This is a genomic window from Nocardia abscessus, from assembly GCF_015477775.1.
GTDB classification, from domain to species: domain Bacteria; phylum Actinomycetota; class Actinomycetes; order Mycobacteriales; family Mycobacteriaceae; genus Nocardia; species Nocardia abscessus_A.
Window position 1 is genome coordinate 373,280 of record NZ_JADLQO010000002.1, and the last position, 12,765, is coordinate 386,044.

The window sequence follows — 12,765 nt, forward strand, 5'->3', positions numbered from 1 at the left end:
CGCGCCCGGGCGGGATCACCCATCCCATACGTCAGACGAGCTGGGCAGCGGGCTGACGGCCCGCGTCATCGATGTGCGCGATGCCGTTCTCGGTCACCTCGACGACCCGCGCACTGGCGATGTCGAAGAACAGACCCGACACCGTGACGCCGCGTTCGGCGACCGCCTTGCGCACCGCGGGGTGCCGGTGCAGCAGCTCGAGCTGCACCGCGACGTTCACCATGGCCAGCTGATCGACCTCGCCGAAGCCCGCCTCCTGCGCTGCGCCCGCCACCGGATGGCCGGCGCGGAACTTCTCCAGGCTCGGCCGCGCATGCGCGAGCCAGGCGTCCACGCCGGGCACCTGGGCGCCCGTGTGCAACGCCTTCATCGCACCGCAGGAGGAGTGCCCGCAGACCACGATCGAGCGGACGTTCAGCTGTTCCAGAGCGAACACCAGCGCGGCTTCGACCGACGCGTCACCCTCGGCGGGCGCGAGGTTGCCCACGTTGCGCACGGTGAACAGGTCGCCCGGTCCGCTGTTGGTGATGATGTTCGGCACGATCCGCGAGTCCGAGCAGGTCAGGAAGAACGAATCCGGGTCCTGCTTGTCCCGCAACTCGTCCAGGTGCGGCCGCACGACATGCGCGTGACTGCGGTGGTAGGCGGCGACACCCGCCGCGACCGGGTTCTCGTGTCCCTCGTCGCGACGCCACGGGCCGAGGATGTCGTCGAAGACCGAGCGGGCGAAGCTCCGCGCGGGTGGTTTCGCCGTGGCGTGGGCCATCCTGGCCCCGCCGATCTCCACGAAATCGACGCTTCCTCCGGTGTTCACCTGCTGGCGGGCGAACTCCTCGATGGCCTCGAAAGCCGCGTGATCGAGGAAGTCGACCGTCATCTCCACCGTGACGTCGGCTCCCGCGGGGATCTTCGCGAACTGCGCCGACAACTTCGGCAGCGCCAGGAAGGTGGCCGAACCGTCGACGGTGATCAGCCAGCGCTGCGTGCCGGAGACCTGTTCGGCCTTGATCGCCACCCGGACCACCCGCCACAGCAGCAGGCCGAAGGCCAGGCCGAGGCCGATGAGCACGCCCTCGAGCAGGTTCAGGAACACCACACCGAGCACGGTCACGGCGTAGACCAGCAGGTCACCGGTGCGCCGGGCCAGTTTGATGTGAGCCAGCTTGACCAGCTGGGTACCGATCACGATGAGCAGGCCGGCCAGCGCGGCCTTCGGGATCTGCTCCACCACCGACACCAGAGCCACGGAGAACACCAACAGCCAGACCCCGTGCAGCACCGCCGACGCGCGGCTGCGCGCGCCCGCCTGCACGTTGGTGGCACTGCGCACGATCACGCCGGTGACCGGCAGGCCGCCGAGCAGGCCGGACAGCACGTTCGCCGAACCCTGGCCGATCAGCTCGCGGTCGAAGTCGGTGCGCTTGCCCGAGTGCATCTTGTCCACGGCCACCGCGGAAAGCAGGCTCTCCACGCTGGCGATCAGGGCGATGGTGATGATGGCCAGCACCAGACCCGACCAATCGCCGCTGGGCAGCCCGGGCAGGCCGATGGCCTCGAACAGCGAGCCGTTGAGCACGATGCGCTCGGCGTCCAGCGGCAGCACCAGCGACAACGCCGTGCCGACGAGCACCGCGACCAACGGACCGGGCACCGCGCGCACCTTGGCGGGCAGATACTTCCAGCCGACCATGATCGCGATCACGACCGCGCCGATCAACGCGCCGCCACCGTGCAGGGACATCAGCTGCCCGGGCAGCTCGACGATGTTCCGCCAGGCCGAGCTGTGCGAGGAACCGCCGAGCAGCACATGGATCTGCTGCAGGGCGATCGTGATGCCGATACCGGCGAGCATCGCGTGCACCACCACGGGCGCCACGGCGAGCGCCGCTCTGGCCACGCGGCTGAGCCCGAGCAGGATCTGCAGCACTCCGGCCGCGAAGACGATGAAACACGTCGTGCGCCAGCCGAATTGGTTGATCGTCTCGGCGACCACGACGGTGAGGCCCGCGGCAGGGCCGCTCACCTGGAGGAGCGAACCGCCGAATGTTCCGGCGACGATACCGCCGATCACGGCGGCGATGAGCCCAGCGGCGACGGGGGCTCCGGAAGCGATCGCGATACCGAGCGAAAGCGGTAGCGCGACAAGGAAAACCACGATCGAAGCGGGTACGTCGTGGCGGAGGATATCGGTGAAGCGGTCGGACAACGGTCCGGAACTGCGGCCCGAGCCCGTCTCCGCGGGCAGTGACGGTGGCGGGGCTAAATCTTGATCGATAGCCATGACTCTCCTTCGCCGACTCGGCTGATTCGCCGAGGTCGGTTGACGATCAACATGTCCAGCAGGGCACAAGACCGCGAACCGGCATCTCGCGGTGAAGCAGTCCCGACACAGCGATGAGTCGAGATGTAAACAAGCACAAGTGTATTGGTAAAGACTTAGCAAAGCCTGAGAACTTCGCGAATTGTGTGTTGCGCCCCACCGCCCTCTCGTTGTTATCACCGTGACGCATCGCACATCACCTGCTCAGACCGGCTCCGCCGCGATCCGGCGTCCTTCGTCGCCGAACTCCGCGATGCCGTCGACCATGACCTCGATCACACGGGCCGTGGCGAGGTCGAAGAACAATCCCGACACGGCCACGCCCCGCTCTTCGACTCCGCGTCGCACGGCCGGGTGGGCGCACAGCGTCTCCAGTTGCACCGCGACGTTGACCATGCCCAGCTGGTCCACCGGACCGAAGCCGGCCGCGGCCGCCGCATCGGCGACCGGATGACCGAGCCGGTAGCGCTCCAGGCTCGGCCGCGCGTGTGCCAGCCAATCGCCCAGCCCTGCTCCAGGATTCACCTCACGGTGCAGCGCCTCCATGGCACCGCAGCCGGAATGGCCGCATACCACGACCGCGCGCACGTCCAGCTTCTCCAGCGCGTAGATCAGGCCCGCCTCCACCGAGACGTCCCCGCCACGGGTCGGTACCAGGTTGCCCACGTTGCGGACGGTGTAGAGGTCGCCCGGCCCGCTGTTGGTGATCACATTGGGCACGATCCGCGCGTCCGCGCAGGTGAGGAAGAACGAGTCGGCGTCGTGCCGGTGCCGCAACCGGTCCAGATGCGGGCGTAGCACGTGTGCGTGCCCGCGGTGGTACGCGGCTATGCCCGCCACGATGTGATGCTCCCGGTTGCCCGTGCGCCGCCACGGTCCGATGACCTGATCGATGACCTGCCGGAAGTGCCCTCGCTGCGGCGGCCCGGCCAGCGCGGTGGCCATGCGCGCGCTGCCGAGTTCGGCGAATTCCACCGTGCCTCCGCGGGATTCGCGCTCACGGGCCCAGTCGGTGATGAACTCATAGGAAGCGTGGTCGAGGAAGTCGACGGTCATCTCGACGGTCACGTCGGCGTCCGCGGGGACCTCGGCCAGTTCCGCGGTCAGTTTCGGCAAGGCGAGGAAGGTGCAGGTGCCGTCGATGGTGATCACCCACCGGCGCGAGCCGGGCACGGGCGCGGCGACGATCGTCACGCGCACCACCCGCCACAGCAGCAGCGCGAACGCGAGCACCAGTCCGATCAGCATGCCCTGCAACAGGTTCAGCAATACCACGCCGAGCACCGTCGCCAGGTAGACGTACACCTCGCCGGCTCGCCTGGCCAGCCGGATGTGCGCCAGCTTGATCAGCTGCACGCCGACGAAGATGAGCAGACCGGCCAGCGCGGCGGTCGGGATCTGCCGCACCAGACCGGCCAGCGCTACCGCGAACAGCAGGATCCAGACGCCGTGCAGCACGGTCGCCGCCCGGCTGCGGGCGCCGGCGTTCGCGTTGGTGATGCTGCGCACGATGACGGCCGCGATCGGCAGGCCGCCCAGCAGACCGGAGACCACGTTGGCCGAACCCTGCCCGATCAACTCACGGTCGAAGTCGGTGCGGTGGCCCGGCCGCATCTTGTCCACCGCGACCGCCGAGAGCAAGCTCTCCACACTGGCGATGAGGGCGATCGTCACCATGGCCGAGATGACCGCCCCCAGGCCGGCGGAAGGGACGGCGGGCAGGCCCACAGCGTCCAGCAACGAGCCGTCCAGCACGATCCGCTCGACGTGCGTCGGCAGGACCAGCGCCAACAAGGTGGCGGTGACCACGGCGACCAGCGGTCCGGGGATCGCACGCACCGGCGGCGGCATGCGACGCCAGGCCACCAGGACGACGATCACGAACAGCCCGACGCACAGGTCGCCCTTGTGCACCGACATCAGCTGTTCCGGGAGGGCGACAAGCGCGGCGAACGACGAACTCGGCGATGTCCCGCCGAGCAGCACGTGCACCTGCTGCAGAGCGATCACCACGCCGATCCCGGCGAGCATGCCGTGCACCACCACCGGGGCGATGGCCAGCGCCGCGCGCGCGACGCGACTGAGCCCGAACAGGATCTGCAGCATCCCCGCGCCGACGGTGATGAAACAGGTTGCGGCCCAGCCGAAGTGCTGCACGCTCTCGGCGACCACCACGGTGAGGCTGGCCGTGGGCCCGCTGACCTGGATCGCGGAGCCGCCGAGCAGTCCGGCCACCACGCCGCCGACGACGGCGGCGATCAGGCCCGCTGCGACCGGAGCGCCGGACGCCACCGCGACGCCGAGCGAAAGCGGCAGGGCGACAAGGAAAACCACGATCGAGGCGGGCAGATCGGCACGGGCGATCCCGGTCAGGCGACCGGCCATGTCCGCGCGCGGCGACGTCCGTGGTACGGAATCGGTGTCGGTGGACATATTTTCTCCTTCGCCGGGACACGGGCCCCGGTTCATCGGTCAAACATGTTCTTGGCATCGAAGTCGAGCGGCGTGCGAAGCTCGGGCCGCCCATCCGTGGGCGGAAGCGCGACCCGTGACGCGAGGTCGCAATGATAGTAAAGACTTCGCAAAGCGTGCGGAAAGGGTTCGGGTCGGGAGGAGGGCAACCGCTACCATAATGTGACCCAGGTCACAGTGCAACAAAGAGGTAGTTTGATAGAGCCGCAGACCGGGCGGCATCACAAACCAACGGTTTCGATCTACTCGAAGAGAAAAGAAGACCGGGCAGAATCCGCACCGGTCTCGTACTGTGTGGGTGGTCCCAGCTGGGATCGAACCAGCGACCTTCCGCGTGTGAGGCGGACGCTCTCCCGCTGAGCTATGAGACCTGACTTGGCTCCGGCGGCTCGGGGTGCCCTCCGGACGAGACGAAACATTAGCACGCGCCACCGGCGGTTCACCAAATCGCCATCCGGGCAGGGACGGTTCGACGGGCCGACCGTCCGCCAGGCGGCCTTCCGACTTCCAACCGCGGGCCCACATCCGGCGCGATCGAGCCCACGGATTCGCACTGGACTACCGCCGAGCACGGTCGCCGACCGACTGCCCGCGAGCCTGCCGATGGGCGACAAGAGCCTCTACTCCCCCACACACCACATCCGCCACCACCGTCACAGCATGACACTTCGCCGATTTCCACCGTTCTACCAGCGGATTTGTACCTTTTACCGGGCGTCCGCTAATGTTCTGTCTCGCACCACGGAGGCCGGAAACGAGCTCCGGGGAGGCAAAATGCGGATGTAGCGCAGCTGGTAGCGCATCACCTTGCCAAGGTGAGGGTCGCGGGTTCGAATCCCGTCATCCGCTCGAGAGGTAGGGCCAGGCAACATTACGCCGTCCCCCTTCGCACGGTGGAGTGGCCGAGTGGTGAGGCAACGGCCTGCAAAGCCGTGCACACGGGTTCGATTCCCGTCTCCACCTCGCGCGATTAGCTCAGCGGGAGAGCGCTTCCCTGACACGGAAGAGGTCACTGGTTCAATCCCAGTATCGCGCACCACCGTCTCACCAGGTCAGACCCGGTTTTCACCGGGTCTGATTTTGTTTGTGCCCGACGCTGGCACCCACGCGCTTGCACGGCTGGCTCCCAAGTCGCCAGCGAATGTCGGCAGGCCCCGGCCCGAATAGCGCGCCGCATGGTCGCGTCGCCGCCGCACTCCTGGACCTGCCGCTCGGAGTCCCTGCCGACATCCTTCTCGATCCGCCCGTGCCCAGCAAGGCTCAGCCATCCGCACGCCAGGACACCAGCTCATGACAGAGTCGGGCCCGGCCGAGTTGCTGGCGCGAGTGGCAACCGCTTTGATGCGCTGGCGTGCCGCACAGAGAATTTCGCCTACCTGTCGGCCGCTCGACATCCGTGGGCGCAGGGCAAGTGCGGATCGAGTCGCGGCCAGCGGCACAGACTGAACGGAAGAAGTTTCTGCGACAACACCATTCGCGGATTCCCGGCCTGAAATCGTTCTGGGGAAGTAATGGCGGACGCACTGGTTTCGATATCGGCGAACGACGGCCGTTCGAGGCCGAAAGAGGGAGGAGTGGTATGAAGGACATCGCGCGCGAGGTAGCCGGTTTGGCCGTTGCCGTGGGGTTGGGCGCCGGGATTTCGCTGGTCGGCGGGGCTGCCGCCGGGGCAGCGCCGGTGGGATGCGGTGTCGACCGGACGCCGACGGCAGCGACGTCGCACTGCGCGGGTGGCGACGGCGTGCACCGGGCAGGTGTCAGGTGTGTCGGCATCATGCCGTTGATCGCGGGGCCTGTGGTGATTCCGGTTCCAGGCCAGTGGTCGGCTCCGGGGCCCACGGTTGCGCCGGGGATTGCGTCGACCGCGTCGTGCACTTCCGGCCCGATGGAGTTCGGCATCGCGGTCGACGCGTGGGCCGATTGCGGGACGCCGCATCCGCAGTGGAGTCACTACATCGACTGGCGTCGCTGCTGAGGACGGTCACTCCCGGGCGAGGGGATGTTCTTCGCCCCATTTCAGCATGGCGTACAGGACCTCGACGAGGCTTTGCCCGTCTTCGGTGAGCTCGTAGACGACGCGGGGCGGCACTTCGGCGTACACGGTGCGGATGAGGATCTGCTGGTGCTCCAGGGCTCTGAGGCGGTCGGTGAGGGTCTTGGCGCTGGGAGCGCCGAGTGCCGTACGCAGATCGCCGAAACGTTTGGGCCCGGAGAGCAGTTCACGGACGATCAGCGTCGTCCACTTCCCGTCCAGGACCTTCAGCGTGCGCTCGATGCCGCACCCTCGGGGTGCGGCCGCGTTCAGTCGTTCGAGCTGCTCGCCGCCGATAGTTCCCATATGCTCGTAGCGGCCGCACTGCCCAGGATCGCCGAAACCGCCGCGGTGATCGCTCCCGCGCGCACGTACCTGGAGAATCTCGCCACACCGTGGTCCGCTCCGCTGGTCGGCGCCGGGGAGGTCGCCTACCCGCTGCCGGGAAACCTTCCCGTTCCGTGGGTCGCGCTGGACGATCTCGGCGCCGCCGTGGCCGCCCTGATCACATCGACGGCTCCTCCCCCGCTGCAGATCGTGGCCGGCCCGCAGGCACTGACCGGGAACCAGGTCGCCGCCGAACTCACCGCCGCCCTCGGACACCCGGTGCGGTGGAATGCGATAACACCTGCCGCGTATCAGCGGATGCTGGCCCCCCATCTCGGGGCCGAGGCCGCCGAGGGCATCGCAGGGGTCTACACACCACCGCCTCCGGGGACACCCTCGCCGCCGGAACCGGACCCGGCGCTGATCATGTCCGGCACCACCACCCTGCGCGAGTGGGCGGCACGCCAGGACTGGCCGGCGCACTCCGCGCGATCGATGCCTTCGTCAACGCCGAGTCCCGCCCGCGGTAGTCGCCGAGGGTGACGATCTGCGCACCCGCGATGGCCTCGGCCGCAATCGGAGTTCCTTCGAGCCGAGGCCGTTCGAACGGATCAGGAGATGTCCGCGCGGGTGGCCACGGCGGGGCGGGTGTCGGTGGGTGGGGATACGCTGTGCCGCACAGTGCCCGAGCCGAGTCAGGGGGTTGTCGCGTGACGATCAGTGCGGAGGTCGCGCAGGGAGCGGCGCCGGATGACGACGATCCCGAATCGCTCGATCTGCGCGACGACATCTCGTTCGAGCTCGAAGAGGTCAACGAGGTGCTCGGCGAGTTGATCGCGCTGCGCGCCGACCAGAAGGCCAAGGACGGCGACCTGCTGACGGCTCGGCTCGGGGTCGGTGGGGAGAAGCCCGAAACGCTGGCGCGGATCGGCGCGCGCTATGACCTCTCCCGCGACCGGGTGCGGCAGCTGCACACCAAAGCGGTTGGGCAGATGATCCGCATGGCGCAGCTGTCCGGCCATCGCGCCGCAGCGGTACTGGCCGCGCGTTATCCGCTCGACGCCAGGGACCGCCAGCTGGTGCGCGCGCTGCTGGTGGAGACCTACGCGACCGACACCGACATCGCCGCGACCGAGCTGTCGTACCTGAAGCTGCGGCTGGCCGGGCACCCGGCCGACGACGCGAAACGGATCGCCGGGTTCGTCACCCAGCGCATCGCCGCCTGGCAGAAGAAGACCAACCGGCGGCTGGCGAAGCTGCACGACGCCGAGCCGCGTGCGGCGAGTCAGCTGAATCCCTGGTTGGGTCAGGTCGATTGGCCCGGTACCGGCGCCGCGGCCGCGCTGCCCACTTCCTCCGCGCGCACAGTGGACAGCGACGACGACGGCCGCGGTCGCTTCTACCTGGACAAGGTCGGTCGCGACGTGCCGTTCGACTCCGGGTTGGAGGCCAGACTGCTCTGGATCCTCAACGCCAGCGACCTGGTCGAGAGCTTTCAGGAGCACCCCGCGGCGGTCACCTACGATCTCGACGGTGCGCGGCGGCTGCACTATCCGAGCATCGTCGCCCGGCTCGCCGACGGCCGCACGGTGCTGATCGACGTCGCGCCGCTCGGCCACGTCGGCTTCCACGTCAACCGGGTGAAAGCGGCCGCGGGCCGAGCGCACGCGCACGCCAACGGCTGGGGGTGGCTGGTCTGGACCGGCAGCCGCATCGGCGTCCCGGATCTGCGGGCGCGCCCGGTCGACCCCACGAGCGAGCAGACGCTGCGCGACCTCCTCGCGCGCGGCCCGGTGCACTGGGCCGCGCTCCGCGAGGTGCGCGCGAGGACCGGCCTGGAACTACTGGACTTCCTCGCACTGGTGTTGCGCCACGAATGGCGATGGGACCGAGCGCCCTTCCGGCTCAGCGCACCACCATCGCCGCCGCCAGGAACGTGACGATCAACAACATCGCGCAGATGGTGATCAGCTGCCAGCGGCCGATGGTCACCTCGAGATTGGCGATCGTGTTGCGCAAGGCCTTGTCCAGCCGATCATGATCGGCGATCGTGCGCTGAGCGGCGGCGAGGGCATCGGCCTTCTCCTGCGCGGCCAGCTCCGCGCGTTCCAGTCGCGTGGTGAGCTTCAGCAGGTGTTTCTGCTTGTCCCGCAACGACTTCCGGGTCACCGCCAGCGCCGTGCGCTGGTTGACCAGTTCCTGACGCTGCCGGGCGATGACCGTGGCCTGCGTCTTCGTGTGATACTCCCAATCGGTCACGGTGGCCCAGCCTCCTGTCCTCTCATCCCGATAGCCCCAGACGTACTCGCCGCGCACCCAGCCCGCGATGAACTCGCGTACTTCGACCGGCTCGCGCCGCGGCGCCGCCATCGCGTGGGCGGTGTCCAGCACGCCGGTCACCGCGCGGTAGTCACAGGCGGCGGGCGCGAAGTCCGCGATGCCCAGCGCGTGCAGGTACGGCACCCAGTAACCGGGTGGGCACAACCACAGGACGTCCGTGCAGCCGGCGGCGCGCAGCCGCTCGGTGTGCTCCTGGGCCAGCCCGCGCTCCAGCGGGCCGCTGCGCACCTCGATCGCGTACACCCGGTCACCCTTGCGCCAGTACACGTCCACGGGCAGTGTGCCGATGCGCCGATCCACTTCGGCCTCGTCGGCGCCGTAGGCGAGCAACCTGCCACACAACCAATACTTCAGCCGCCGCGTATCCCACTGCGCGGCGGAACACTCCGGGCACCCGCAGGCGTATCCGGTTTTCGAACCACGGGTGCGGCCGGAAGCCTCCCCGATACCCAGCTCGGCGAGCATCGCTCGGCGCCCGCAGGCGATTTCCGCCCGCTGCTTCGTTCTCACGCGACCACTCCCCTGCACAAAACCACCGCAGGCCCGGCGACCTACGCCATAGATCAAGAGTGCGTCAGACTCGGCTACCTCGCCAGCCCGGTTCACCCCGCGCTCGGGTGTGCCACGCGCGAGGCCGATCACCGAGGTCGGCGTCGTTCTCTGCGGCACAAGGACTTTCATCATGCCACGGCGCGGCACAGGGCAGTTCGGGATCAGTGAATTGACAGTTGCCGCCATCCCGCGACGCGCCCGGCCGCGGCATCCCGACGGTTCGCTGCCCACCGCCCGCGCCGGCGGCGGCAACACCCGCGCTGCGGCAGCGGCTTCCTCGGCACGGCGCGCGTCGGCGATTCGAGCGCGGACTCGCGGACGACGCGGTTCGGCCGGATAATGACCGATCAGATGCGTCGGCGTGTTTTCCGGACAAACCGGGTCGCCGCGTAATCCGCCTGCGTGGGGGTATTTCCGGGGGCCTAGGCTGCTTCGATCAGGTCAAGGATCGGTGCGGCGCCGCCGATTCTTCGCGAGCCGCGGATGTCCAACTGGGCGGATAGAATCGTCCGGCCGAGTGCGAGCTGGGCCGATACGGGGAAGTGGGTACTGCATGGAGCACGGTCAGCAGACCGGCGAGTCGATCGGCGCGATGTTGTCTGGTATCGCGTCAGCTCTCCGAGAGGTCAGCGAGAAGCTGGACGCAGTAGCGGCCCGTATCGATGGCGCGCAGGCCACCCAGGCCGTGGGGAGCGAACCGACGGTCGAGGGGCGGTTGGCCAAGCTGGAGGCGTGGGCTTTCCGTGCCGGACAGGATATTTCGGGTCTCGATACCCGGGTGGAGCGCTTGGAGTCCGGCGCCGGCCCGGCGCCGGAGGACCGGCAGCCGACCGCGGAACGTCCGGCCGCCCCGCTGCCCCGGGCCGCCGGGCGGTCGAACGCGCACCGGCAGGAGCGCGGCGCCACCGAGCCCGTGGCGGGCAAGAGCGATTCCCGCGAGCCGGCGGGTGCCCGCAACGGCGCACGACCGCAGAGCACCCCTCGGGAGCCGGTGCACGCGGCGCCCGAAACGAATTCCGTAGCACAGACCGGCTTCACCCCGCCACGCGAGCCCGCGCTGGAGCCGAAGGTCACCTCTGGACAGAGCTTCACCGCGCCCCGTGACTCCGCGTCCAACTTCACCGCGCCTCCGTCGCGTGAGCCCGTCCAGACCTTCACCGCCCCGACGCCGCGGGAACCCGTGTCGCCCTTCACCTCTCCGCCGTCACGTGATCCGAGCCCCGGGCACGAGACGTTCGCGGCGGCACGCGAACCCGCCCCCGCGCCCGCCTCGTACTCCCCCAGCGAAAACGCCGCGTACGAAAGCATCGTCGCGTCCGCCACCAGCGTGAATCACAGCAGCTCGACGAACGGGGCGGCACCGGACGCACCCGGCACGGGGCTCACCGGAGCCCACCGCGCCAGCGAGGAAGACCGCACGCCGGTCGACAACACGCACGTGGACAAACTGCAGGCCATGCTCGACGAGCTCAAACGCACGGCGGCGGCCCCGCTGGGCCGCTCCGACCTCTTCGAGTCGCCGGGCGACTCGGCTTCCAACGGTTATCAGTCCGGGCGCACCGAGGCGCAGCGCAGGCCGACCGACTATCGGCTATCGAGCCCGCCGCCGGTGTCCTGAACGACTTTGACGCGCCGCCGTTTCGGCGCAGCCGCCGCAGCCGAACGCAGCAGGATCTCCTGAACGAGATCGCGCAGCCAGCGATGCCCTCCGTCGGCGGTGTTGCGCGGATGCCACGCCATACCGATGGCGACTTCGGGCAGTGGCAGCGGTATTTCGAAGGCGCTCAATCCGATCGCGGGCAGGGTCGCGGCGCTCAGCATGGCGGGTGCGGGGCAGACCAGGTCGCTGCCGCGCACCGCGAACAGCGCGCTGGTCAGGGTGGGCACGGTGGCCACCACCCGCCGGGTGCGGCCGTGCAGCGCGAGCCGGTCGTCGATCGGGCCGTGTGACCGGCCGTTGCGCGAGATGCTCAGATGCGGCGTCGCGGCGTACGCGGCGACGGTGACGCGATCGGTGACCAGAGGATGGTCGGCGGCGGCCACGCCGATCACGCGGTCGGTGAGCACTCTGCGCACGGTGGTCTCCGGGTCGGTGTGGTCGATCACACCCACCTCGAGGTCCACGCGTCCGTCGCGCAGTGCGGCGGTGCCCTCCAGGGTGTCGGGCAGAAAGCGCAGCGTCACGCCCGGCGCCTGCGCCCGCACCGCGGACAGCAGGGGCCCGGCCAGTTCGGTGAGCACCATGTCGCCGGCCTGCACCGCGAACGTCCGGCGCAGCGCCGCCGGGTCGAGCTCGTTGCGGGGCGTCAGCAGCGCGCGTCCCTGTTCGACCAGCGTGCTGACTTCGTAGCGCAATTCCAGCGCCCGTGGCGTCGGCACCAGGTTGCGCCCCGCGCGCACCAGCAATGGGTCGCCGAGCACGCTGCGCAGCTTGGCGAGCGTCCGGCTCATCGCGGGCGGAGAGGTGTGTAGGCGCTGCGCGGCCAGCGTGACGCTGTTGGTGTCCAGCAGTGCGTCCAGGGCCACGAGGAGATTCATGTCCAGCGCTTCCACCCTTGGATTATCGCCAACGTAACCAGCGAGTCCCGGTATTGCGCGGGCGACAACCCGGGGCGAGTCCCATCGCAGCGGGAACGCCCGAGAGGCGTGGCAGGATGTGCACGACTGAGCGCGATATCGCGTCGAGTCACGTAGCGCCCCGAGCGTCCGTCAGCCCCTCGAC

The 12,765-nt window shown here is 69.1% G+C and carries 9 protein-coding genes and 4 tRNA genes; 7 read left to right on the top strand and 6 right to left on the bottom strand.

Going from position 1 to position 12,765, the window contains the following annotated elements:
- Positions 1–31 precede the first annotated feature (31 nt).
- From IU450_RS07330 to IU450_RS07340, 3 genes are all read right to left on the bottom strand, one after another.
- Positions 32–2,281: a solute carrier family 23 protein gene (locus tag IU450_RS07330; protein WP_195149017.1), complete on the bottom strand. Its 2,250-nt coding sequence runs from the start codon at positions 2,279–2,281 to the stop codon at positions 32–34.
- A 243-nt stretch (positions 2,282–2,524) separates the two neighbouring features.
- Positions 2,525–4,753, bottom strand: coding sequence for a SulP family inorganic anion transporter (locus IU450_RS07335; protein WP_195149018.1), 2,229 nt, complete (start codon positions 4,751–4,753; stop codon positions 2,525–2,527).
- 338 nt (positions 4,754–5,091) lie between these two features.
- A tRNA-Val gene (locus tag IU450_RS07340) sits at positions 5,092–5,163 on the bottom strand.
- Positions 5,164–5,568: 405 nt separating this feature from the next.
- On the opposite strand from IU450_RS07340, the gene IU450_RS07345 reads away from it, so the two are divergent.
- From IU450_RS07345 to IU450_RS07360, 4 genes are all read left to right on the top strand, one after another.
- Positions 5,569–5,641 (top strand) — tRNA-Gly (locus tag IU450_RS07345).
- 43 nt (positions 5,642–5,684) lie between these two features.
- Positions 5,685–5,755 (top strand) — tRNA-Cys (locus IU450_RS07350).
- A gap of 1 nt (position 5,756) precedes the next feature.
- Positions 5,757–5,831, top strand: a tRNA-Val gene (locus IU450_RS07355).
- 540 nt (positions 5,832–6,371) lie between these two features.
- Complete coding sequence (locus IU450_RS07360) at positions 6,372–6,767, top strand: hypothetical protein (protein ID WP_195149019.1); 396 nt, start codon at positions 6,372–6,374, stop codon at positions 6,765–6,767.
- Positions 6,768–6,773: 6 nt separating this feature from the next.
- Here IU450_RS07360 and IU450_RS07365 read toward each other — a convergent pair whose 3' ends face one another.
- On the bottom strand, positions 6,774–7,130 hold the full coding sequence (locus tag IU450_RS07365; RefSeq protein WP_195149020.1) for a winged helix-turn-helix transcriptional regulator: 357 nt from the start codon (positions 7,128–7,130) through the stop codon (positions 6,774–6,776).
- On the opposite strand from IU450_RS07365, the gene IU450_RS07370 reads away from it, so the two are divergent.
- Together IU450_RS07370 and IU450_RS07375 are read left to right on the top strand one after the other, a co-directional pair.
- Complete coding sequence (locus IU450_RS07370; protein WP_195149021.1) at positions 7,131–7,694, top strand: hypothetical protein; 564 nt, start codon at positions 7,131–7,133, stop codon at positions 7,692–7,694.
- A 167-nt stretch (positions 7,695–7,861) separates the two neighbouring features.
- On the top strand, positions 7,862–9,091 hold the full coding sequence (locus IU450_RS07375) for a sigma factor-like helix-turn-helix DNA-binding protein (RefSeq protein WP_324197575.1): 1,230 nt from the start codon (positions 7,862–7,864) through the stop codon (positions 9,089–9,091).
- Here the strand turns inward: IU450_RS07375 and IU450_RS07380 are convergent.
- Positions 9,057–10,001, bottom strand: a complete 945-nt coding sequence (locus IU450_RS07380) for a hypothetical protein (protein WP_324197576.1) — start codon at positions 9,999–10,001, stop codon at positions 9,057–9,059. The genes IU450_RS07375 and IU450_RS07380 overlap by 35 nt on opposite strands.
- 595 nt (positions 10,002–10,596) lie before the next feature.
- Here IU450_RS07380 and IU450_RS07385 point away from each other — a divergent pair.
- Positions 10,597–11,661 carry a hypothetical protein gene (locus tag IU450_RS07385; RefSeq protein ID WP_195149023.1) on the top strand — a complete coding sequence of 355 codons (1,065 nt, stop codon included), beginning with the start codon at positions 10,597–10,599 and terminating at the stop codon, positions 11,659–11,661.
- Here the strand turns inward: IU450_RS07385 and IU450_RS07390 are convergent.
- Positions 11,628–12,596, bottom strand: coding sequence for a LysR family transcriptional regulator (locus IU450_RS07390; RefSeq protein WP_195149024.1), 969 nt, complete (start codon positions 12,594–12,596; stop codon positions 11,628–11,630). The two genes, IU450_RS07385 and IU450_RS07390, sit on opposite strands and share 34 nt — an antisense overlap.
- Positions 12,597–12,765 lie beyond the last annotated feature (169 nt).

Coding starts and splice junctions, on each gene's coding strand:
- IU450_RS07385 (WP_195149023.1), top strand. CDS start 10,597: ATGGAGCACGGTCAGCAGACCGGCGAGTCGATCGGCGCGATGTTGTCT.
- IU450_RS07360 (WP_195149019.1), top strand. CDS start 6,372: ATGAAGGACATCGCGCGCGAGGTAGCCGGTTTGGCCGTTGCCGTGGGG.
- IU450_RS07330 (WP_195149017.1), bottom strand. CDS start 2,281: ATGGCTATCGATCAAGATTTAGCCCCGCCACCGTCACTGCCCGCGGAG.
- IU450_RS07365 (WP_195149020.1), bottom strand. CDS start 7,130: ATGGGAACTATCGGCGGCGAGCAGCTCGAACGACTGAACGCGGCCGCA.
- IU450_RS07370 (WP_195149021.1), top strand. CDS start 7,131: ATGCTCGTAGCGGCCGCACTGCCCAGGATCGCCGAAACCGCCGCGGTG.
- IU450_RS07335 (WP_195149018.1), bottom strand. CDS start 4,753: ATGTCCACCGACACCGATTCCGTACCACGGACGTCGCCGCGCGCGGAC.